The organism is Vibrio sp. 10N.286.51.C3, from assembly GCF_003050065.1.
Classification (GTDB): Bacteria; Pseudomonadota; Gammaproteobacteria; order Enterobacterales; family Vibrionaceae; genus Vibrio; species Vibrio crassostreae.
On sequence record NZ_PIGC01000002.1, the window covers coordinates 361414 to 383448 of the forward strand.

The following is a 22035-nucleotide window of genomic DNA, read 5'->3' on the forward strand; positions in this document are numbered from 1 at the left end:
GACACAAAAAAACCGGCTCTAAGCCGGTTTTTTATTGGGTCGTTTTTAACAAACTAAATGCTCAAGCATTAAGCTTCAGTTTTACCCCAAGTATCGCGTAGACCAACCGTGCGGTTGAAGACTAGTGCATCTGCTTTAGAGTCTTTCGAATCCACACAGAAGTAGCCTGTACGTTCAAACTGGTACGCTTGCTCTGCAACACCTTCTGCTAGGCTAGGTTCAACAAAACCATTTAGCGTAACAAGTGATTCAGGGTTTAGCGTTGCAGCGAAGTCATCAGCAGCGGCTGGGTTTGCCACTGTGAATAGACGATCGTACAAACGAATCTCAGCAGGCAGCGCTTTATCAGCAGATACCCAGTGGATAACGCCTTTCACTTTGCGGCCATCTGCAGGGTTCTTACCCAATGTTTCATTGTCGTAAGAGCAGAAGATAGTCGTAATGTTGCCTTCTGCATCTTTTTCGATACGTTCAGCTTTGATCACATAAGCGCCACGTAGACGAACTTCTTTGCCTAGAACCAAACGCTTGTACTTCTTGTTTGCTTCTTCACGGAAGTCATCACGCTCAATCCAAACTTCACGGGTAAATGGTACTTCGCGAGTTCCCATTTCTGGCTTGTTTGGATGGTTTGCAACAGTTAACGTTTCTACTGCATCTGCTTCGTAGTTTTCAATAACGATCTTAACTGGATCCAGAACGGCCATTGCACGAGGTGCATTTTCGTTCAGATCATCACGAATGCAAGACTCAAGTGAACCGAACTCAATCATGTTCTCTTGCTTTGTCACGCCAATACGCTTACAGAATTCACGAATAGAGCTTGAAGTAAAACCACGACGACGCAGGCCAGAAATAGTAGGCATACGTGGGTCATCCCAACCTTGAACTAGGTTTTCAACCACAAGTTGGTTCAGCTTACGCTTAGACATCACTGTGTATTCAAGATTCAGGCGACTAAACTCGTACTGACGAGGTTGGCAATCAATCGTGATGTTATCTAGAACCCAATCGTACAAACGACGGTTATCTTGGAATTCAAGCGTACAGATAGAGTGCGTAATACCTTCCAGCGCATCAGAGATACAGTGAGTAAAGTCGTACATTGGGTAAATGCACCACTTGTCAGCTGTTTGATGGTGGTGAGCAAAACGAACACGGTAGATAACAGGATCGCGCATAACCATGAACGAAGAGCTCATGTCGATCTTAGCACGCAAACACGCTTTACCTTCTTCAAAGCCACCGTCACGCATTTTTTCAAACAACGCTAGGTTCTCTTCAGGGCTGCGGTCACGGTATGGGCTCGCTTTACCTGGCTCTTTTAGCGTGCCACGGTACTCACGGATTTGATCAGGACTTAGCTCGTCAACATACGCTAAGCCTTTATTAATTAATTCCACAGCATAAGCGTAAAGCGTATCGAAGTAGTTTGATGAGTAACAAATATCACCAGACCATTCGAAGCCTAACCAGCTTACATCATTCTTAATTGACTCAACGTATTCAACGTCTTCTTTTTCAGGGTTTGTATCATCGAAACGAAGATTACATTGTCCCTGGTAGTCCTGAGCAATACCAAAGTTCAAGCAAATAGATTTAGCGTGACCAATGTGCAGGTAGCCATTTGGCTCCGGCGGGAAACGAGTATGCACGCTACTGTGTGTACCATCCGCTAAATCTTTATCAATAATTTGGCGAATGAAATTCGATGGACGAGCCTCAGCTTCACTCATCTATAGCACCTCTATGTATTTAGTATTGTCAGAGAAAGTTATCTTTCATCCCCAAGAAAACGGTCGCTTATAGCGCCGGTCAAAGATTGAAAGATCATTGTTGCTAATCATCCACAATTCTTTGCCTTTGCACAATAAGAACCGTCCGTTAATTGCGAATATTTCTGCTATTCGATGAAGAATAGAACGAACCGTGTTCATTAGCCTTAAACAGCAGGCACAAAAAAGCCTCCCATGTGGGAGGCTTTCAATTTGACACTTACTTAAGAGTAACTTTACGTCTTAATTAAGTACTTCCTTTACTATGGAAGTTTTACATCAGATAGGTCTTCGCCTGCACCGATAGCTTTCATTTCGCCAGCTACGATTTCAGCTAGTGGGCCTAGGATAACCTGTAGGTTATTTTCACCTAGTTTAACCACACCTTTAGCACCTAGTTTCTTAAGAACAACTTCATCAGCGACAGAGCGGTCTTTAAGAGTTAAGCGTAGACGAGTGATACAAGCGTCGATTGAAGTTAGGTTATCGTGACCACCTAGAGCTTTCAGGTATTGACGTGCAAGGTCGCCTTTTGGTGCGTCGCCAGCAGGAGCTGCAACAGCTTCGTCATCATCTTCACGACCTGGCGATTTCAAGTTGAAAGCGCGGATTGCGAAAGAGAAAGTGAAGAAGTATAGAGCACCGAAACCAAGACCGATTAGTAGTAGTACGAATGGTTTAGTTGCTAGACCCCAGTTCAATACGAAGTCGATAAGACCAGCAGAGAAACCGAAACCGTGCAGAGTACCAAACATGTTAGCAACTACTAGAGACAGACCTGTAAATACAGCGTGCATTGCGTATAGAGCAGGAGCTAGGAATACGAACATGAATTCTAGCGGCTCTGTGATACCTGTTAGGAATGAACAGAATGCAACTGAGAATAGTGCGCCACCAACTTGGCTACGTTTTTCAGCAGGAGCAGCTAGGTACATTGCAAGTGCAGCACCTGGTAGACCGAACATCATTACTGGGAAGAAACCATTCATGAATACGCCAGCGCCTTTATCGCCGCCGAAGAAACGGTGTAGGTCACCAGATTTAACAGTTTCAGTCACTTCTTTAACTACAGTAGTGATTTCTGGAGTTACAGAGTTAGCGAATGTGAATGTGTGCTCTTGGCCAACAACTAGAGTTTTAGCCAGTGCTGGGTCAACACAAAGTTGAGTGATGTTAGCGAATGCGCCTTGACCAGCAACGATGATCTCTTGACATGTACCCATACCGAACCAGAAGTATGAGTTCAATACGTGGTGTAGACCTACAGGGATAAGTGCACGGTTAAGAGTACCGTAAACGAATTGGCCGATAGCGCCAGACGTTGATACTGCGTGAGCCAGTGCGTCTAGACCAGATTGAACACCAGGCCAAACCACACCAGACACAGCACCTGCAACAAGTGCAAATAGACCGGCCATGATAGGTACTAAACGTTTACCCGCGAAGAAAGCCAGCCACTCTGGAAGGCGTGTCGCGTGGAAAGCGTTGTAAGAGTGACCTGCGATGATACCTGCGAAGATACCGCCGAAGAATGACATGTTAACGTCTGCGTTAATTGTCGTTGCTGTAGCAGTTAGTACGAAGTAAGCAACTGCACCAGCAAGACCTGCTGCGCCGTTACCGTCTTTAGAAAGACCAATCGCGATACCTAGACCAAAGAGCAATGGTAGGTTACCGAAGATAGCACCACCAGCTTGCGCCATGAATGGAATATCAAGTAGATCGCCTTGACCTAAACGTAAAAGAAGCGCCGCAATCGGAAGCGTTGCGATTGGTAGCATTAACGCCTTACCAAGCTTCTGTGCATATCCTAGAATATTCACCAGTTGTTTCCCCCTATAGGATTTTTTAGAATTCGTTTGAGAAACTTATTTTAGTCGCTCAATTTAGTCCTATTCAGTGTATTCAATTAATTTTGCTCCGCAAATTAAAACCTTACCATTTGTGATCCTAATCACCAGTTTTTACCAAATCCAGAGGTTTTTGCTAGCGAGATCATAAAACTTATTTTATCATTCAAAAAAATGAACATTTATAGATAAAATCCAAATCTAATCATTAGGTAAAAAGATGGTATCTGCGGGCTTCTATTGCCGTATGAATAATCATTAACAATGAACCTAAATGTATAATAATGATCAGTTGTTCATATATTTTTCAAATACTTAAATAGCTTCCCATATTGAAGCCGTTTGCCCATAAAAGATAAATCGTTACGTAAATGATGCTCGCAAACTAAGTCCGCATTTAGGTAACGAACGAATTTAAAAGATCTCACGAAATAAGGATTAGCTGACTATGTACGCGCTAAGTAACTGTAAAATTTACACTGGTAGTGATGTTCTGACCGATCATGCTGTTGTAATCGAAAACGAACTGATCAAAAAAGTCTGTCCTATCTCTGAATTGCCAGAGGGAATCGAGGTTCGCGACCTAGACGGAGCAAACCTAAGTCCAGGTTTCATTGACCTACAACTGAACGGTTGTGGCGGTGTAATGCTTAACGATGAGATCACTGCAGAAACCATGCAGATCATGCACAAAGCAAATCTGAAATCTGGCTGTACTAGCTTCTTACCAACGCTTATCACCTCTTCAGACGAAGATATGCGTGCGGTTATTACGGCAGCTCGTGAGTACCACAACCAGTACCAAAACCAATCTTTAGGTCTGCACCTAGAAGGTCCGTACTTGAACGTTGCGAAAAAAGGCATCCACAGCGTCGATCACATTCGTAAGTCTGACAACGAAATGATTGAGCTTATCTGTGACAACAGTGACCTTGTTGCAAAAGTTACATTAGCTCCAGAGTTAAACGACCCTGAACACATTGAACGCCTGCACAAAGCTGGCGTTGTGGTTTCTATCGGCCACACCAACGCAACTTACGCAGAAGCACGCCAAGGTTTTGAATCTGGTATCACGTTCGCTACTCACCTATTCAATGCAATGACCCCTATGGTCGGTCGTGAACCGGGCGTTGTAGGCGCGATTTACGACACACCAGAGGTTTACGCTGGCATCATTGCCGACGGTTTCCACGTTGATTACGCAAACATCAGAATTGCGCATAAAATCAAGGGAGAAAAGTTGGTATTAGTGACGGATGCCACAGCTCCTGCAGGTGCTGACATGGAATACTTTATTTTTGTCGGTAAGAAAGTATATTACCGTGATGGTAAGTGTGTTGATGAAAACGGCACACTGGGCGGCTCAGCTCTGACTATGATTGAAGCAGTTCAGAATACAGTTGAGCACGCTGGTATCGCTTTAGACGAAGCTCTTCGCATGGCTACGCTATACCCAGCTACGGCTATCGGTGTAGAAAGCAAGCTAGGTCGAATCAAAAAAGGCATGGTTGCAAACCTAGCTGTATTTGACCGAGACTTTAACGTTAAAGCGACTGTTGTTAACGGACAATACGAGCACAATTAAGTATGAATGGCGGACAAATAGGTAACGTAGACTTAGTTAAACAACTAAACAGTGCGGCGGTATACCGACTTATAGACCAACAAGGGCCTATCAGTCGTATACAAGTGGCTGATGTAAGCCAACTCGCACCGGCAAGTGTTACAAAAATTACCCGCCAACTTTTAGAGCGCGGCCTAATTAAAGAGGTTGCGCAGCAAGCGTCTACTGGCGGTAGACGCGCTATCTCCCTAACCACAGAAGTAGAACCTTTTCATTCTGTCGCTGTGCGTTTAGGTCGAGACTACATTCAAATAAGCCTTCATGACCTTGGCGGTCGTGAGTTGGCTTTCCAACAGCAAGACCTGAATTATTCAGACCAGTCAGACCTTACCCAAGGCTTGGTTAATAATTTGAAGGCTTTCATTGCTGAACACCAACCAAAGATCGATCAGCTGATTGCTATTGGTGTCACACTTCCAGGCTTGGTTAACCCAACGACTGGTGTTGTTGAGTACATGCCAAACACGGATATCGATAACCTGGCTTTAAGTGACATTATTCGCGACACATTCCATGTCGCTTGTTTTGTGGGTAACGATGTTCGCGGAATGGCGCTTGCAGAGCACTACTTCGGTGCAAGTAAAGACAGCCAAGACTCTATTTTAGTGAGTGTTCACCGTGGTACCGGCGCAGGTATTATCGTAAATGGTCAGGTTTTCTTAGGTCACAACCGCAACGTAGGTGAGATTGGCCATATCCAAATCGATCCGCTAGGCGAGCAATGCCAATGTGGTAACTTCGGTTGTCTTGAAACCGTAGCGGCAAACCCAGCAATCGTTGAACGAGTTCAAAAACTGATTAAACAAGGCTATGAGTCTTCTTTAACAGAGCTTGACCGTATTACGATTCAAGATGTGTGTGACCATGCAATCAATGGTGACGAACTGGCGAAGCAAAGCTTAGTTCGAGTAGGAAACCAGTTAGGTAAGGCTATCGCCATGACGATTAACTTATTTAACCCTCAAAAAGTTATCATTGCTGGTGATATTACCAAGGCACAAGAGATTGTTTTCCCTGCAATTAAGCGCAATGTAGAGAATCAGTCGTTAACGACTTTCCATAGCGGCTTGCCTATTGTAGCATCACAGATCGATAAACATCCTACGATGGGAGCTTTTGCCATGATTAAGCGCGCCATGCTCAACGGCGTGTTACTGCAGAAGCTTCTCGAAGACTAGAGAAAAACAATTCTGATTTTCCGCGGGCCGTGTTTGTATAAACACGGCCCGTTTTTTTAAGCTAGGGAACTACAACAACAAGTTATGGAACTTATATTAATATCCACTGCGTTTATCGCAGGATTTATTGCTTTAAAGTGTCACCTTCCCCCATTAGTTGGTTTTTTGGTTGCAGGCTTTGGGCTTTTTGCCTTTGGCTTTGAAACCAATGACACCATCATTACTTTAGCTGACCTTGGTGTTACTCTGCTTCTATTTACTATCGGCTTAAAGCTCGATATCAAAACCCTACTCTCTAAAGAGATCTGGGCTGGCGCGACAATCCACAACCTTTTGTCCACTCTGTTTTTCGCCGTCGCCCTGTTTGGCTTTAAGTTCTTAGGTATTTCATCGCTAGCTGCCATGTCGGTAGAACAGATCGTTCTGCTCGGTTTTGCTCTTTCATTCTCTAGTACCGTATTTGCGGTTAAGACTCTGCAAGAGAAAGGCGAAATGAATGCGACCTACGGAACGTTAGCGATTGGTATCTTGGTCATGCAGGATATCTTCGCCGTAGTATTCTTAACGGCTTCTACGGGCAAAATACCTGAGTGGTATGCGATTGCTCTGTTTGCCCTACCCTTATTACGCCCACTGTTCTACAAAGTGCTCGATTGGGTTGGTCACGGTGAGATGCTGGTTCTTTCCGGCATCTTCTTCGCATTAGTCGTCGGTGCTGGTTTATTCCATTTGGTTGGTGTGAAACCAGACTTGGGGGCTCTTGTTTTAGGTATGTTACTTGCTGGTCACCCAAAAGCCTCAGAATTATCAAAGTCGCTGTTTAACCTTAAAGAACTTTTCCTTGTCTGTTTCTTCTTGAACATTGGTTTGTCAGAGCAACCAACCATTCAAGGCTTTATGCTCGCAATCTTGTTCTTGCTGATGCTGCCAGTGAAAGGTGTTCTCTACTTCTTGGTACTCAACCGCTTCAAGTTCCGTGTTCGAACGTCTCTACTTGCCTCGCTATCACTGTTTAACTATAGCGAGTTTGGCCTCATCGTTGGTGGTCTCGCCTTCAAGATGGGCTGGATGTCAGGTGACATCTTGGTGGCTGTGGCAATTGCTGTTTCACTGTCGTTCTTAATCGCAGCACCTTTAAACCGAGCTGGTCACAAGCTTTATCAGCAGTCAGGTAAATGGCTAAAAGAGCATGCGTCAGAAAAGCTTCACCGACGTGATAAGCGAATTGACCCAGGTCGGGCCCAAGTGCTGATTCTTGGTATGGGACGAATTGGTACTGGTGCTTATGACGAATTACGCACTCGCTATGGCAAAGTCAGCCTAGGTGTTGAAGTTCGCGAAGAAGCCGCGCACAATCACAGAAGCCATGGCAGGAACGTGATCTCTGGTGACGCGACTGACCCGGATTTCTGGGAACGAATTCTAGATACAGCAAACGTAAAGCTAGTGATCCTGGCTATGCCTCACCACCAAGGTAATCAAACCGCTTTAGAGCAATTGAAGTCACGTAACTTTAAAGGCCAAATTGCGGCTATTGCTGAATATCCAGATCAACTCGAAACACTGAAAGAGAATGGCGTTGATGCGGCATTTAACATTTACAGCGAGGCTGGTAGTGGTTTTGCTCGCCACGTTTGCGAACAGTTAAATCCAAATATCAATAAAATCTAGTATTAGACCGTGTTCAACTAAACCTCTCAAAACTGACTATTTTTCGCACTTTTGAGAGGTTTTTGTTTAAAAAACCAACCGCAATTAAACATCACACACCAAAAGCACATAAAAATTAGATAATTTCTAACAGAACACCATTTATATTATTTTTTTGCTCACATCCGGTTGCTTTTTTTAGCCAGAATGGCAAATTGAATGCAGTTGATTTAGAAATTATTTAAAAGGAAGTTCTATGTGTTCAGTATTTGGCATTCTCGACATTAAAAGTGATGCCGCAGCACTTCGCCCTATTGCTTTAGAAATGTCTAAGAAGCTTCGTCACCGTGGTCCGGACTGGTCTGGTATCTATGCTGGTGAAAAAGCAATCCTTGCTCATGAACGTCTTGCTATTGTTGGCTTGAACAGTGGTGCTCAACCACTATACAGCCAAGACAAAAAGCACATTCTTGCAGTGAACGGTGAAATTTATAACCACAAAGAACTTCGCGCACGCTATGAAGATAAGTACCAGTTCCAGACTGATTCTGACTGTGAAGTTATCCTAGCGCTATACCAAGAGATGGGTGCAGACCTTCTAGAAGAGCTTAACGGTATTTTCGCCTTCGTTTTATACGATGAAGAGAAAGACGAATACCTAGTGGGCCGCGACCATATTGGTATCATCCCGCTTTACCAAGGTTACGATGAGCACGGTAACTACTACGTTGCTTCAGAGATGAAAGCATTGGTTGAAGTATGTAAGACGATCAGTGAATTCCCTCCTGGTAGCTTCTACTCTTCGAAAGATGCAGAACCTCAACGCTACTACATCCGCGATTGGAACGAGTACGCAGCGGTACAAGGCAACAGCACAAGCAAAGAAGAACTGACTGAAGCACTAGAAGCAGCTGTTAAACGCCAACTAATGACTGACGTTCCTTACGGTGTACTTCTATCTGGTGGCCTTGATTCATCAATTACTTCAGCGGTCGCTAAACGCTTTGCTGCAATGCGTATCGAAGATGATGAGCAATCTGAAGCTTGGTGGCCACAACTACACTCATTCGCAGTTGGCCTTGAAGGCGCACCAGATCTTATCGCTGCTCGTGAAGTTGCGGACAAGATCGGTACTGTGCACCACGAGATGACTTACACCATTCAGGAAGGCTTAGATGCGATCCGTGATGTTATCTACCATATCGAGACTTACGATGTAACGACGATTCGTGCATCAACGCCAATGTACTTGCTTGCTCGTAAGATCAAAGCAATGGGCATCAAAATGGTATTGTCTGGTGAAGGTGCTGATGAAATCTTTGGTGGCTACCTTTACTTCCATAAAGCGCCAAACGCAAAAGAGTTCCACGAAGAAACAGTACGTAAGCTACTTGCTCTAAGCATGTTCGACTGTGCTCGCGCAAACAAATCATTGGCAGCATGGGGCGTTGAAGGTCGTGTACCATTCTTAGACAAAGAGTTTATCGATGTCGCAATGCGCCTGAACCCTGAAGACAAGATGTGTGGTAACGGTAAGATGGAGAAACACATCCTGCGTGAGTGTTTTGAAGACTACCTACCAGATTCAATCGCATGGCGTCAAAAAGAGCAGTTCTCTGATGGTGTTGGCTACGATTGGATTGATACATTGAAAGCAACGGCTGAAGCAAAAGTAACGGATCAACAAATGGAGGCTGCTAAGTTCCGTTTCCCTTACAACACGCCAACAACCAAGGAAGGTTATGCTTACCGTGAAATCTTTGAGGAGCTATTCCCTCTAGAATCAGCGGCAGAATGTGTACCAGGTGGACCTTCAGTTGCTTGTTCATCAGCAAAAGCGATTGAGTGGGATGAGTCATTCAAAAACTGTGTCGACCCATCGGGCCGTGCAGTACAAGCCGTTCACAACGATGCTTACAACGCTTAGAGCGTTTTGAACAAACCCTAAAGACTAAAAAAGGCGCATGATGCGCCTTTTTATTTTTAAGCCTATTTTTTATTGTTGCAGTTATGCGTGAGCTTGTAGTGCTTCGTTCTCAATACTGATAGGAACCACGTGGCTGATCATTTTTACCAACATAATCGATCGAGCCTCACCGTCTTTCTGATCGAAAATAGCCTCAACCCCGGCAAACTGGCCACTCTGAATCTTAACCACCTGCCCAGATTCAAACTCAACACAACAATCTTCAGTTTCGATGCTGTAGCACTTCTCAAACTCTTTGAGTTCAAAAACCAAGTCACCTTGGACCTCATGCGGTCTTGTGCCGAACTTAATAAAGTCCACCACACCGCGCGTTGAACGAACAGTCGTGAAGCTAGGACCTTGCTCATAGTCAAAGCGAACAAAGATGTAAGATGGAAACAGCGGCTCTTTGACCTGCTTTTCTTTCCCTCTCACCACCTTTTCGACTTCTATTTGAGGATAAAAGCACTCTACCCCTTGATTCTCTAAGTGCTGTTGAGCGCGTTTTTGATCACCACGCTTACAGTAGAGCAAATACCAACGTTTCATTTTACTAGCCATTTTCTATTTTTGAACATTTTACCACAAGCCTAAAACGGTTTAATCACCGTTAATAAAATGAAGACTGATAAGCAAGAAATTATGCGTAACAGACCAACTTATCAACAAAAAGTCATAGGTCCGAAAAGTGGTTAAGCATTGTACAGGGATCATTTACAGATAAAAAGGCGCATTCTTGTAAGCGTATGTATGCCAGATAAATAAAACACACCATACCCTATGAAGATCAAAATGATACAACAAGTCAATGCATTTCACTTTTATTATTCGGTAATTCTTTTAAAAAGCTCACTATGCATCCAGCCCAAAACTGGAAAATTAGTTTGCAGCACGCATTATCTGGGTAACATTGCATAGAAAACCCCTTATTTTCATGCAGTTATAAAAAATTAGTTATCGTAACCATAAAAGACGCCTATTGCAGATGGTTATTCCACTCTGTATACATAAGTGACTATAAAATCTTTTAATACCTAAAATTAGTAAAACTTATGCCAAGCACTCACAACATCTTTGGCCACCCTAGAGGCCTATTTCTACTATTTAGCACAGAGCTATGGGAACGTTTCTCCTACTATGCAATGCGTGCAATTCTTGTTTTATTCTTAACTGATACCACTCTTAATGGTGGCCTTGGTTGGTCAACAAAAGACGCTCTCGATCTCTACGGGATCTACACAGGTTTAGTCTACATCACACCATTAATTGGTGGCTGGATTGCCGATAACTACCTAGGACAACGTAAATCGATCCTAATTGGTGGTGTATTGATGGCTCTAGGCCAATTCACACTGGCTCTACCTAACGGCTTTATTGGCTTAGACCAAGTCAACGCTCTGTACCTTGGTTTAGCACTGCTTATCAGTGGTAACGGTATGTTTAAACCAAACATCTCGACCATGGTTGGCGACTTGTACCAAGAAGGTGATAACCGCCGTGATGGTGCTTTCACCATTTTCTACATGGGCATCAACTTAGGCGCACTACTTGGTGGCTTGATTTCCGGTGCAGCAGTGGATTCATTCGGTTGGAAAGCGGGCTTCTTGGCTGCTGGTATCGGTATGGTTATTAGCTTGATCATGCAAATGACGATGGCTCAATCTTGGTTAGGCAACATCGGTTCTGTACCTGCGGCTGCTCGAGCAAAAGAACTGAACAAATCGAAAGAGAAAGCGCCACTAACTAAAGAAGAATTCGACAGACTAAAAGTTATTCTGATTATGGGTCTGTTCGTGATTGTATTCTGGGCGGGCTTTGAACAAGCTGGCGGCCTAATGAACATCTACACTCAACAATATACTGACCGTATGATTGGTGGCTTTGAAGTTCCTGCTGCGTGGTTCCAATCTTTGAACCCATTCTTCATCATTACACTTGCTCCAATCATTGCTGCGTTCTGGGTGAAACTGGGTAAGCGTGAGCCAAACTCACCTGTTAAGTTTGCGATGGCGCTGTTTTTCTTAGCACTTGGCTTTGTGTGCATGATGGGTGCGGTAATGGAGCAAGGTGGTGACCTAACAGTGAAAACATCGATGTTATGGCTAGTAGGTGCCTTCTTCTTCCATACACTTGGTGAGCTTTGTTTATCGCCTATTGGCCTGTCGTTGGTCACTAAGCTAGCTCCACTTCGTTTAGCATCACTAATGATGGGTGCTTGGTTTGGCTTCAATGCGGTTGCAAACTACGTAGCAGGCCTAGTGGGTTCTCACGTTGGTGAGCTTGGCGCGATGTCTATCTTTGGTGGTATCGCGATTACAGCAACAATTAGTGGCGTATTATTGCTTCTTTGTGCTGGTAAGCTCGTATCCTGGATGCATGGTGTAGAAACCAACATGACGCTTGAAGCAGAGCCAAAAGCTGAGACAGCAGAAACGTCTGTTGCTTAATATCTAGAGCTATTTCAAGAAGAAACTTCAAGTTCAAAAAGGGCTGCTCAATGAGCAGCCCTTTTGTTATTTATGCGATAAGACGTAATCAAGGCTCAGCAGCTGTTAGCGATATAGAGCGACTAACTCTGCCATCATATCGATGTGCGAGTCTCTGTCGTTCAAACACATAATGTAGCTAAAGTCCGAACCACCAGCGTCAATGAAAGTATCTTTACACTGGTCTGAAATCTCTTCTAACGTTTCCAAACAGTCAACCGAAAATGCAGGTGCCATGATGTCGATCTTCTTGATACCTTTGCTTGGCAGTGATTCAAGTGTCTCGTCAGTGTATGGCTTCAACCACTCCTCTCGACCAAATCGCGATTGGTAGGTCATGGTGATGTCTTCTTCAGATAAACCTAGCTCAGCAGCAAGCAGCTTTGTCGTTGCTTCACAATGCTGTGGGTAGATATCGCCTTCATCAGCTAAGCGCTTCGGAATACCGTGGAACGAACAAACCAAGTGATCGGCTCTGCCATTTTGTTCCCAATGGCTACGAACGCTTTCAGCCAATGCTTTGGCATAGCTAGGGTGTGAGTAGTAGTCACGAATAAAGCGATAGCTTGGGATAACTGGCATCTGTTTAAAGGCTTTGGTTAAACCATCAGAAACTGCCGCTGTGGTTGTGCCAGAATACTGAGGATATAAAGGCAGTACGATGATGTCCTCAACGCCCTGGTCCATCAGTTGCTCAACACCAGTCTTAATGCTTGGGTTACCATAGGTCATACCCAGTGCAACCGGCATCTCTAGTTTCTTCTGGAGCTTTTCAGCTTGTCTTTGAGAATACACAAACAGTGGTGAGCCTTCATCCATCCAGACAGATTGATACAACTTGGCTACTTTGGGTGCTCGAATCGGTAAAATCACCCCGTGCAAGATTGGGCACCAAAGCCAACGGGTTAGGTTTACTACTCGCTTGTCGTGTAAGAATTCACTCAAAAATCGACGAACGCCAGCTGGGGTCGCCGAATCTGGTGTTCCTAAGTTCACCAGTAAAACGCCCTGCTTTTTATTATTTTCCATAGATACCTGAGACCAATATGTGATTTTCTGGAAAGTAATATACTAATCTGCATAAGTTTAAGATCATTGGTTCCCACTAAATGTCTGAATAATCATTCTTTAAATGGGATATCGCAACATCTACTCTCGATTGTGAGCCACCTTCATCAAAAACGGTTTCATCTTGAATGGTGTGTAATCGAATTATCTAGATTGGTATCGTACTAAAAACTGAAACAAAAAAAGCGACCCTTAAGGTCGCTTCCAATATATCAAATTCTAAAACTGGCTGTTAGCCAATTATGCTAGTGCTTTCTCAAGTTCTGCACTAACTTCAGCAACTTGCTTAGTACCGTCAAACTTAAGGTACTGAGTGTTGCCTGCTTCAGCTTCTTTACCGTAGTAAGAGATTAGCGGAGCTGTTTGATCGTGGTATACGCCTAGACGTGCACGAACGGTTTCTTCTTTGTCGTCATCACGTACAACTAGCTCTTCGCCAGTTACGTCATCTTTGCCTTCTTCTTTAGGCGGGTTGTACACAGTGTGGTATGTACGGCCTGAAGGAAGGTGAGCACGACGACCAGCCATACGCTCAACAATCACATCGTCAGCAACGTCGAATTCAACAACGTAATCAACAGCGATGCCCATTTCTTTTAGGCCATCAGCTTGTGGGATTGTGCGTGGGAAACCGTCTAGTAGGAAACCTTTCTCACAGTCATCTTGAGCGATACGCTCTTTGATAAGACCAAGGATAATTTCATCAGAAACTAGCTGACCAGCGTCGATTACTGATTTTGCTTGCTTACCAAGCTCAGTACCCGCTTTGATAGCAGCACGTAGCATGTCACCAGTTGAAATTTGAGGGATACCAAATTTGTTCATGATGAAGTTAGCTTGAGTACCTTTACCCGCGCCAGGAGCACCTAGAAGAATGATGCGCATGTTTAATCCTCTTATAAAATTATGATTTATACCGAAGCTCACTATCCCACCTTCCTCGTTCATATTTAAGATAAACAGGAAAAGTTAGGTAACAGCTGAGGTTAAGCAAAACTGTAAACAGAAGCAAAACGGTAAGTTTCGGTATAACGTTTAAAAATCATACAACTGGAAGAAATTGGTTCCTAGCTCCAGCTGATTAGGTCGAGCATTCTATCACATTAATATTCAATTTGGCTGAATTTACGACTAAAGAATGTATCGGCAACATTTGTTGTGACGATAACGGTGACGTTGACCACGTTTAATAGATTTTCAGCGACGTTCATAATAAAAAGCCCGCATTTGCGAGCTTTTTATTACAATTTTTGGCTTAACCTAAAGTCGAAAGACTAACGCTTTGTCAGTAGCTCGTTGATTGCACCCAAGAATTGTGACGGATCTTCCATTGAGCCCTTTTCAGCCAGCATCGCTTGCCCAAGTAGCAACTCAACCCAACGACCAAACGCTTGCTCGTCTGCTTCATCGGCCATTTGTTTAACCAGAGCGTGCTCAGGGTTAATCTCGAAGATGTACTTCACTTCAGGCGCAGCTTGACCAGCAGCTTCAAGAAGCTTAGCCATTTGCGTGCCCATTTCGAAGTCGTCCGTTACTACAACCGCAGGTGTTGTTGCTAGCTTGAAGGTCGTACGAACTTCTTTAACACGACCACCTAGGTAAGATTGAGTGCGCTCTACAACAGACTTGAACTCTTCTTCAGTCTCTTTCTGCTTCTCTTTCTCTTCTTCACCTTCAAACTTGCTTAGATCTAAGCCTGCTTTTGTGATCGATTGGAATTGTTTGCCATCAAAGTCAGTTAGATAGTTCATTACGTACTCATCAATGCGATCGTACATTAGAACCACTTCAATACCTTTCGCTTTGAACTGCTCCAAGTGTGGGCTGTTCTTAGCTGCAGCGTAGCTATCCGCTGTTAGGTAGTAAATCTTATCTTGGCCTTCTTTCATGCGTTCAACGTAAGATTCAAGGCTGATGGTTTGTTCAGCAGAATCCACTTCCGTTGACGAGAAACGGAGTAGACCAGCGATCTTCTCTTTATTCGCCATGTCTTCAGCTGGGCCTTCCTTCAATACTAGGCCGAACTCTTTCCAAAACTCTAGGTACTTGTCATTGTCATTCTTTGCCATGCGCTCAAGCATAGTTAGTACACGCTTGGTACATGCGCCACGAAGAGACTGAGTTACCTTGTTGTCTTGCAGGATTTCACGAGACACGTTCAATGGCAGATCGTTTGAGTCAATCAGACCGCGAACGAAACGCATGTAAGATGGCATGAACTGCTCTGCGTCATCCATGATGAATACACGCTGCACGTAAAGTTTCAAGCCACTCTTGTGGTCACGGTTCATCATGTCCCAAGGTGCTTTCGCTGGGATGTAAAGCAAGCTTGTGTAGTCGTTCTTACCTTCAACCTTGTTGTGGCTCCACGTCAGTGGATCAGCAAAGTCGTGAGATACGTGCTTGTAGAACTCTTGATACTCTTCTTTCTCGATATCAGATTTGTTACGAGTCCAAAGCGCTTGCGCCTTGTTAATCTGTTCCCAATGCTTCTCTTCGGTGTCTTTACCTTCGTCATCTTTCACGGCTGTGAAGATAGAAACAGGGATGCCGATGTGATCAGAGTACTTACCAATCACTTCACGCAGGCGCCATTCGTTTAAGAACTCTTTACCGTCTTCACGCATATGCAGAATGATGTCAGTACCGCGAGATTCTTTAGTGATGTCTTCGATGGTGTAATCGCCTTCGCCAGCAGAGTGCCATTGAACGGCTTCATTGTTTTCTAGGCCAGCTGCACGAGTGCGAACCGTTACCGCGTCAGCAACGATAAACGCAGAATAGAAACCAACACCAAATTGACCAATCAATTGAGAGTCTTTGCTTTGGTCTTCAGATAGCTTTGAGAAAAAATCTGCAGTGCCTGATTTAGCAATCGTACCTAAATGCTCAATAACATTGTCACGGCTCATGCCGATACCGTTATCAGAAATCGTTAAGGTGTTTGCTTCAGCATTGAATGAAAGTTTCACACCTAAATCAGCATCACCTTGGTAAAGGTCACCATTAGATAGAGCTTGAAAACGAAGCTTGTCAGCCGCGTCAGATGCGTTAGAGATCAGCTCACGTAGGAAGATTTCCTTATTTGAATACAGTGAGTGAATCATTAGATGAAGTAGTTGTTTTACTTCAGATTGAAAGCCACGAGTCTCTTTATTTTGCGTTGCCGTTTCGCTCATTTTTACTCCAAAACATCTATACTTTATGTTGAATAACCATAGGGGGAGTAACACTTGATGCCACTCTTATGTTCATTAACATGAGGATGACAAATGTAAATTCAAGGTCAAAAATCATAAAAACACTGTTTTTTTGATCTGTTTTTATTATCCTTGAGTCTGATAAATATAAAAGAACATAAAAGAAGCCATGATTTGGTGAAGAATTAACTGAACTTCACCTGAGATTTGTCTATTTCGCACCCCAAATCATCCAAAAGTAGAAGAATTCAATGAGCAATATCGGCACAAAGTTTATTCTCGCACAGCGGTTTGTCTTCGATCCAAACAGCAACTCACTTGTTGACCAAATGAGCGACGGCGAAGTCGTACGCCTTGGCAGCAATGAAAGCCGCATTCTCCTGATGCTGTCAGAAAGACCCAATGAAGTTATCACTCGTAATGAATTACACGAGTATGTTTGGCGAGACCAAGGCTTTGAGGTTGATGACTCTAGCTTAACGCAAGCAGTATCGACACTAAGAAAGATGCTGAAAGATTCGACCAAATCTCCAGAATTCGTAAAGACCGTGCCTAAACGCGGTTATCAATTTATTGCAACCGTTGAGCGCTCTGCCCCACTTTCATCAAATGATCAGCCAGTAGCTGCTGAAATTACCGAAAATGACGTAGAACCTATCTTGACGTTTGCAACGCCTGCAGCGACTGAAGAAACGATCACTGAAACGGTTGAATCAGAGCCAATTGCAAAAGTTCAAGAGACCAAGGTAGAACTAGAACCAGCAACCGCTCCTGTTACGGCTCCCGCTAAAAACACCAATAAGTGGCTAACATTTTGGTTACTGCTTGCCGCTTTCATCATGCCAATTCTCGTTTTGACGTTTACCAACCCGGCAGAGTCCGAGTTCAAAACATTGGCTGAAATAGATGGCGTAAAGGTTCAATCACCGATTAACCACCCAGATCTTAGCAGTTGGCTGCCAGCGATAGAGAAGTGTGTATTACGTTACAACACGAATCACACTGGCATGCTAAAGCCGACTGAAGTGATTGCAACAGGTGGGCAAACCAATAACCTTGCCCTCAACTACATTCACCCGCAAGAATACTCAAGCGAAAATGTAACTCTAAGAATTTACGCAAACCAGTCGGATGTAAACGACATTTGTAACGGTGGTCAGTAACATGAAATTAAAAGTATCGATTATTTTACTGGTTCTATCTGCATTTTTGAGTGGTTGGTTGTATTGGGGCAGCGATGCAAAAGTAGAGCGCTTGCTCACTCAGCATGAATGGCAATCTAAGATGGTGACGCTGATTAGCGATAACAAGCAAGCTGACTCAATCGGCCCACTTCGTAGAGTTGAACTATCATCGAATGCGAAGTACCTGCCAAATGGTACATATTTGAGAATGTCAGTGGTTAGACTTTACGGTAATCAAACTGAGCCTGCGAATGTCATCAACATCTCTGAAACGGGTCAGTGGGATATTAACGATAACTACTTACTGGTTTCGCCAACAGAGTTTAAAGATGTGACTTCGGCTCAGCGCCAAGACTTTTCAGAAGAGCAACTAGAGCTTATCACTCAAGTCATTAAGATGGACGCAGAGCAAAGCCGCCGCATAGACATTGTTAACCCGAAGGCACTGTTACTGACTAGCTTAAATCATGGTTCTACCGTATTGTTTTCGAACTAAAATCGAATAGCTCTTTACGGCATAGTAATAAAAAAGGAGCATGATGCTCCTTTTTTATTACCCTTAGCATCTGTTTTTTCATTGATACAGTGATATTGGTATTAAGAATTTACTCGCATTTAAAAGGATTACCCATGAGTACAGAGTCAGATCAAACAGCTTCCCCTATCACTAGAGCAACAATCACCATACACTATTGCCGTCAATGCAATTGGATGCTTCGTTCTAGTTGGTTATGCCAAGAGCTACTGCATACCTTCAGTGAAGAAATTGAACAAGTCAGTTTACATCCAGACACAGGAGGCAGGTTCGAAATCTTTTGCAATGGTGTGCAAATCTGGGAAAGAAAAGCAGATGGCGGCTTTCCTGAGGCGAAAGTTCTGAAACAAAGAGTGCGAAATATCATTGCTCCAGACAGAGACCTCGGCCACGTAGACTCAAAATAAGCCCTTTAACCGCCGATCCAATGGTTTAAAGCTGGCCACTCACGAGAACATCACCTTCAAGGCTAATAACTTTGAAGGTATTGTTTTCATAGATACCATAGCTCGCTGCGTGGCCATCTCGTGGGAATGTCACCGAACTAGGGTTAAAGATAAAGATATTATCTTGGTATTCAGCAACTGGGATATGAGTATGGCCGTGTGCAATAATATCGCCTGCCTTCAGCGCAGGGCGTTTATTGGTATTGTACAAATGACCATGGGTTAGGAAGATACGTTGGCCTGATTCTAATAGCACCCACGAGTAATCCATCATCATTGGAAAAGACAACAACATCTGATCCACTTCGCTATCGCAGTTACCACGAACGGCAATGATCTCTTGAGAAAACGCATTCAACTTATCTGCAACCGCCGGCGGGTTGTATCCCTCTGGGATCGGGTTTCTTGGACCATGATTCAGAATATCACCCAATAGAACCAAATATTGTGCACCAGAGGCTTGGTATAGCTCTAATACTTTTTCTGTTGCTGGCAGCGAACCGTGTAGGTCTGAAGCAAAAAATAATTTCACACGTACTTCTCCATAAAATTTATCAGCCTATTGTACGTATCAAAATGCTACACGTCATCTCTCGCCATACCGTTGATTACGATATTATTGTAACTAACCATACCGACTATCTTGTTGTCACAAACGACTGGCGCACGACTGATACCAAAGCGTTCAAATAGGCGAGCGCAGTATTTTACGTTCATCTCAGCAGACACGCTTAGCGCTGGCTTGGTCATGATCTCATAAACATTGGTTCGCTTCGGAGAACGGTTCTTAGCCAGTACTTTCTTAGCAATATCATTCATCAATACGATGCCGTATTCGTCACCTTCGTGGCGCTTATCGACAATGATGGCTTTCACTTTATGCTTCTTAGCCATCTCTATCGCTTCTAACACTGTGGTTAGCCCATCAATAATCACATAGGTATTTGCCATCACGTCACTGACTCGAATCTTGTCATTGGTATTCATAGTTCATCCTCCACAACCTTAGTTAATGTCTCGACCTGGTGTGCTACCCCGACTGCATCTTCGACATCAATCTGCACTGCTATACCTTGTCCCGATTCTTGGTCAAACTCACCCACGTCACTAATTCTTTCGAGAATATGCCTTGCTAGATGCTCCTCGACGACAAACAGCAACACATCTTTTTGCACCTCTAACGTTAAGCCAAAGAAGGTGGTTTTTTGGTTTAAGCCCTGCCCTCTGGCATTATTAATCACGGTTGCTCCGGTTGCGCCCGCATCACGCGCGGCATCGAGCACACTGTCTGTCTTGCTCTCTTCTACAAACGCTAAGATAAGTTTAAAGCGCATCTTTGCTCTCCTTAGAGGTGTGTAAACGGTTTAACCATTGTGTTATTTGGGCATAGCTCATCACTGAAATAATGGGAAATAAGCTGGCAAAAGCGATCAATCCAAAACCATCAATGACAGGGTTTCTTCCTGGTACGGTTGAAGCAAGCCCAAGCCCGAGCGCTGTCACCAAAGGGACTGTCACCGTTGATGTGGTTACACCGCCCGAGTCATAGGCCAATGGAATAATGAGTTTTGGGGCGTAAAAGGTTTGAATGACCACGACGACATAACCAAAAATGATGTAGTAATGGATCGGGTCTCCAGCAACAATCCGATAGCTTCCAAGCGAGATACCAATAGCGACACCCAATGCCACGGCGATTCTCAGCCCATTAACACTGATACTACCGCCCGAGACTTGATTCGCCTTAATTGCCACAGCAATCAACGAAGGCTCGGCGATTGTGGTGCTAAAACCAATACAGAATGCAAAAAGATAAACCCAATAATAGTCAAACCAAACCAACGTAAGGCCAGAGCTGACCTTAAACTCAGTCAGGAAACTTGGCTCGGTCAGTTGCATGGCCATCGTCTCTCCCAAGGGAAACAGTGCAAGTTCCAATCCCATCAAGAAAAGAGACAAACCAAGGATGACGTAAAAGAAACCAATCAGCACCTTAGCTAAATTGTTCACGGGCTTACGTAATACCGCCAACTGAAAACCAAAGATGATCACCGCAATCGGAATTACATCCACCACGGTACCTAAAAAGGTGTCGACAAATTGCTGCACACTGATCATGTCACCACCATCCCATAAACCATGACAAACATCATCGGCAACAACGAAGCAAATGCAATCAATCCAAAGCCATCAATCATAGGATTTCGTCCTTTAATCGCCGAGGCTAACCCCACTCCTAATGCCGTCACTAACGGAACGGTGATCGTCGATGTTGTCACTCCACCAGAGTCATACGCAATCCCAATAATGTTTTCCGGAGCAAATGCAGTAAGCACCACAACTCCAATATAGCCACCGATGATCATGTACTGAATTGGCCAACCTTTTAAGATTCGCAGCACCCCAAGTAAAATAGCGATACCGACAGACAATGCTACGGTGAAACGCAGACCATCTGCATATTCTTCCATTTCATCTAACGTATTAGGGATGACGCCTCCCTCGGCGGCCACTTCCGCGGCTTCGGCCGCCACTGCGGTTAACGCAGGTTCGGCAATGGTGGTACCAAAACCTAAACAGAAAGCGAAGGTTAATAGCCAGAACACACTGCCCTTTCGCGCAAAAGCTTGAGCCATCGATTCGCCAATCGGGAACAACCCCATTTCAAGGCCAAAGATAAAGAAAGTCAGACCAAACACCACCAGCACTAAGCCAGTTAGAATTGATAACAGATGAGGAAGTGGCTCTTGCAAGACAGCAAGCTGGAAAAAAGCGATCACCGCCACGATCGGCAATAGATCTCTCAGGCTACCTAACATGGCTCGAAACAAAGCAAGCACCGCCGTCATCGCAATTCCTTGTCGCTGATTATGAGTTACTAATAATCATGGCAAATCCTTATCATTCCTTATGTGATAAATATTACGCAGTTGGTAACATATCCGAGTAAAACCCATAAATGTGATAGCGGTATACTTCCTAGCCAAATGAATTTTATTTCACTCATTCTTAAATTTAAAAGGCGTAATTTGGGGATCACACTATTGAAACCAACTGATCGTTATAGTGATTT

General features: G+C 44.0%; 19 protein-coding genes. 8 read left to right on the forward strand and 11 right to left on the reverse strand.

Annotation, left to right across the window (positions count from 1 at the left end; genetic code table 11):
* Positions 1-68: 68 nt before the first annotated feature.
* Both glnS and nagE read right to left on the reverse strand, forming a co-directional pair.
* On the reverse strand, positions 69-1736 hold the full coding sequence (glnS, locus tag CWO27_RS03345; RefSeq protein ID WP_102478244.1) for a glutamine--tRNA ligase: 1668 nt from the start codon (positions 1734-1736) through the stop codon (positions 69-71).
* 302 nt (positions 1737-2038) lie between these two features.
* The gene (gene nagE / locus CWO27_RS03350) at positions 2039-3598 is read right to left on the reverse strand and encodes an N-acetylglucosamine-specific PTS transporter subunit IIBC (protein ID WP_048612171.1); all 1560 of its coding nucleotides are present in this window, start codon (positions 3596-3598) and stop codon (positions 2039-2041) included.
* A 475-nt stretch (positions 3599-4073) separates the two neighbouring features.
* Between nagE and nagA the strand changes: the two genes are divergently transcribed.
* The 4 genes from nagA to asnB all read left to right on the forward strand — a co-directional run bounded on the left by nagA (position 4074) and on the right by asnB (position 10004).
* Positions 4074-5210 (forward strand): N-acetylglucosamine-6-phosphate deacetylase, encoded by a 1137-nt coding sequence (gene nagA / locus CWO27_RS03355; protein ID WP_019820501.1) that lies wholly within the window; start codon positions 4074-4076, stop codon positions 5208-5210.
* A 2-nt stretch (positions 5211-5212) separates the two neighbouring features.
* On the forward strand, positions 5213-6427 hold the full coding sequence (gene nagC / locus CWO27_RS03360) for a DNA-binding transcriptional regulator NagC (protein WP_017629614.1): 1215 nt from the start codon (positions 5213-5215) through the stop codon (positions 6425-6427).
* Positions 6428-6511: 84 nt separating this feature from the next.
* Positions 6512-8098, forward strand: coding sequence for a cation:proton antiporter family protein (locus CWO27_RS03365; RefSeq protein WP_065675885.1), 1587 nt, complete (start codon positions 6512-6514; stop codon positions 8096-8098).
* Between the two features lie 235 nt (positions 8099-8333).
* On the forward strand, positions 8334-10004 hold the full coding sequence (asnB, locus tag CWO27_RS03370; RefSeq protein WP_017062196.1) for an asparagine synthase B: 1671 nt from the start codon (positions 8334-8336) through the stop codon (positions 10002-10004).
* 81 nt (positions 10005-10085) lie between these two features.
* On the opposite strand, the gene rfaH is transcribed toward asnB, so the two are convergent.
* Positions 10086-10592 carry a transcription/translation regulatory transformer protein RfaH gene (gene rfaH, locus CWO27_RS03375; protein WP_102479170.1) on the reverse strand — a complete coding sequence of 169 codons (507 nt, stop codon included), beginning with the start codon at positions 10590-10592 and terminating at the stop codon, positions 10086-10088.
* A 503-nt stretch (positions 10593-11095) separates the two neighbouring features.
* On the opposite strand from rfaH, the gene CWO27_RS03380 reads away from it, so the two are divergent.
* On the forward strand, positions 11096-12490 hold the full coding sequence (locus tag CWO27_RS03380; protein WP_017629610.1) for a peptide MFS transporter: 1395 nt from the start codon (positions 11096-11098) through the stop codon (positions 12488-12490).
* 105 nt (positions 12491-12595) lie between these two features.
* Here CWO27_RS03380 and hemH read toward each other — a convergent pair whose 3' ends face one another.
* From hemH to htpG, 3 genes are all read right to left on the reverse strand, one after another.
* Positions 12596-13558, reverse strand: a complete 963-nt coding sequence (hemH, locus tag CWO27_RS03385) for a ferrochelatase (RefSeq protein WP_102479478.1) — start codon at positions 13556-13558, stop codon at positions 12596-12598.
* Positions 13559-13837: 279 nt separating this feature from the next.
* Entirely contained in the window at positions 13838-14482 is a 645-nt protein-coding gene (gene adk / locus CWO27_RS03390) for an adenylate kinase (protein WP_048660860.1), read from the reverse strand.
* Positions 14483-14871: 389 nt separating this feature from the next.
* On the reverse strand, positions 14872-16776 hold the full coding sequence (gene htpG / locus CWO27_RS03395; RefSeq protein ID WP_048660861.1) for a molecular chaperone HtpG: 1905 nt from the start codon (positions 16774-16776) through the stop codon (positions 14872-14874).
* Positions 16777-17048: 272 nt separating this feature from the next.
* Here htpG and CWO27_RS03400 point away from each other — a divergent pair, with 272 nt between their 5' ends.
* The 3 genes from CWO27_RS03400 to CWO27_RS03410 all read left to right on the forward strand — a co-directional run bounded on the left by CWO27_RS03400 (position 17049) and on the right by CWO27_RS03410 (position 18923).
* Positions 17049-17960, forward strand: coding sequence for a transcriptional regulator (locus CWO27_RS03400; RefSeq protein ID WP_048660862.1), 912 nt, complete (start codon positions 17049-17051; stop codon positions 17958-17960).
* Between the two features lies 1 nt (position 17961).
* Positions 17962-18477, forward strand: coding sequence for a regulatory protein ToxS (locus tag CWO27_RS03405; protein WP_017066005.1), 516 nt, complete (start codon positions 17962-17964; stop codon positions 18475-18477).
* A 134-nt stretch (positions 18478-18611) separates the two neighbouring features.
* The gene (locus CWO27_RS03410; RefSeq protein WP_048660863.1) at positions 18612-18923 is read left to right on the forward strand and encodes a SelT/SelW/SelH family protein; all 312 of its coding nucleotides are present in this window, start codon (positions 18612-18614) and stop codon (positions 18921-18923) included.
* A gap of 25 nt (positions 18924-18948) precedes the next feature.
* Here the strand turns inward: CWO27_RS03410 and yfcE are convergent, their stop codons facing one another.
* The 5 genes from yfcE to CWO27_RS03435 are packed head-to-tail and all read right to left on the reverse strand — an operon-like array spanning position 18949 to position 21811.
* Positions 18949-19494: a phosphodiesterase gene (gene yfcE, locus CWO27_RS03415; RefSeq protein WP_102432776.1), complete on the reverse strand. Its 546-nt coding sequence runs from the start codon at positions 19492-19494 to the stop codon at positions 18949-18951.
* Between the two features lie 47 nt (positions 19495-19541).
* Positions 19542-19949: a CBS domain-containing protein gene (locus CWO27_RS03420; RefSeq protein ID WP_102432775.1), complete on the reverse strand. Its 408-nt coding sequence runs from the start codon at positions 19947-19949 to the stop codon at positions 19542-19544.
* Positions 19946-20296: a P-II family nitrogen regulator gene (locus tag CWO27_RS03425; protein WP_048660866.1), complete on the reverse strand. Its 351-nt coding sequence runs from the start codon at positions 20294-20296 to the stop codon at positions 19946-19948. The genes CWO27_RS03420 and CWO27_RS03425 overlap by 4 nt, the downstream gene beginning before the upstream one ends.
* Complete coding sequence (locus CWO27_RS03430) at positions 20286-21080, reverse strand: DUF1538 domain-containing protein (RefSeq protein ID WP_102479480.1); 795 nt, start codon at positions 21078-21080, stop codon at positions 20286-20288. The genes CWO27_RS03425 and CWO27_RS03430 overlap by 11 nt, the downstream gene beginning before the upstream one ends.
* Positions 21077-21811, reverse strand: coding sequence for a DUF1538 domain-containing protein (locus CWO27_RS03435; protein WP_048660868.1), 735 nt, complete (start codon positions 21809-21811; stop codon positions 21077-21079). Before CWO27_RS03435 ends, CWO27_RS03430 begins: the two co-directional genes overlap by 4 nt.
* Positions 21812-22035 lie beyond the last annotated feature (224 nt).

Excerpts from the sequence above, each read along its gene's own strand:
- nagA (WP_019820501.1), top strand. The coding sequence starts at position 4,074 with ATGTACGCGCTAAGTAACTGTAAAATTTACACTGGTAGTGATGTTCTG.
- CWO27_RS03365 (WP_065675885.1), top strand. The coding sequence starts at position 6,512 with ATGGAACTTATATTAATATCCACTGCGTTTATCGCAGGATTTATTGCT.
- CWO27_RS03430 (WP_102479480.1), bottom strand. The coding sequence starts at position 21,080 with ATGATCAGTGTGCAGCAATTTGTCGACACCTTTTTAGGTACCGTGGTG.
- htpG (WP_048660861.1), bottom strand. The coding sequence starts at position 16,776 with ATGAGCGAAACGGCAACGCAAAATAAAGAGACTCGTGGCTTTCAATCT.
- asnB (WP_017062196.1), top strand. The coding sequence starts at position 8,334 with ATGTGTTCAGTATTTGGCATTCTCGACATTAAAAGTGATGCCGCAGCA.
- CWO27_RS03410 (WP_048660863.1), top strand. The coding sequence starts at position 18,612 with ATGAGTACAGAGTCAGATCAAACAGCTTCCCCTATCACTAGAGCAACA.
- nagC (WP_017629614.1), top strand. The coding sequence starts at position 5,213 with ATGAATGGCGGACAAATAGGTAACGTAGACTTAGTTAAACAACTAAAC.
- CWO27_RS03400 (WP_048660862.1), top strand. The coding sequence starts at position 17,049 with ATGAGCAATATCGGCACAAAGTTTATTCTCGCACAGCGGTTTGTCTTC.
- CWO27_RS03380 (WP_017629610.1), top strand. The coding sequence starts at position 11,096 with ATGCCAAGCACTCACAACATCTTTGGCCACCCTAGAGGCCTATTTCTA.
- CWO27_RS03420 (WP_102432775.1), bottom strand. The coding sequence starts at position 19,949 with ATGAATACCAATGACAAGATTCGAGTCAGTGACGTGATGGCAAATACC.
- glnS (WP_102478244.1), bottom strand. The coding sequence starts at position 1,736 with ATGAGTGAAGCTGAGGCTCGTCCATCGAATTTCATTCGCCAAATTATT.
- hemH (WP_102479478.1), bottom strand. The coding sequence starts at position 13,558 with ATGGAAAATAATAAAAAGCAGGGCGTTTTACTGGTGAACTTAGGAACA.
- CWO27_RS03425 (WP_048660866.1), bottom strand. The coding sequence starts at position 20,296 with ATGCGCTTTAAACTTATCTTAGCGTTTGTAGAAGAGAGCAAGACAGAC.
- rfaH (WP_102479170.1), bottom strand. The coding sequence starts at position 10,592 with ATGAAACGTTGGTATTTGCTCTACTGTAAGCGTGGTGATCAAAAACGC.
- CWO27_RS03435 (WP_048660868.1), bottom strand. The coding sequence starts at position 21,811 with ATGACGGCGGTGCTTGCTTTGTTTCGAGCCATGTTAGGTAGCCTGAGA.
- CWO27_RS03405 (WP_017066005.1), top strand. The coding sequence starts at position 17,962 with ATGAAATTAAAAGTATCGATTATTTTACTGGTTCTATCTGCATTTTTG.
- adk (WP_048660860.1), bottom strand. The coding sequence starts at position 14,482 with ATGCGCATCATTCTTCTAGGTGCTCCTGGCGCGGGTAAAGGTACTCAA.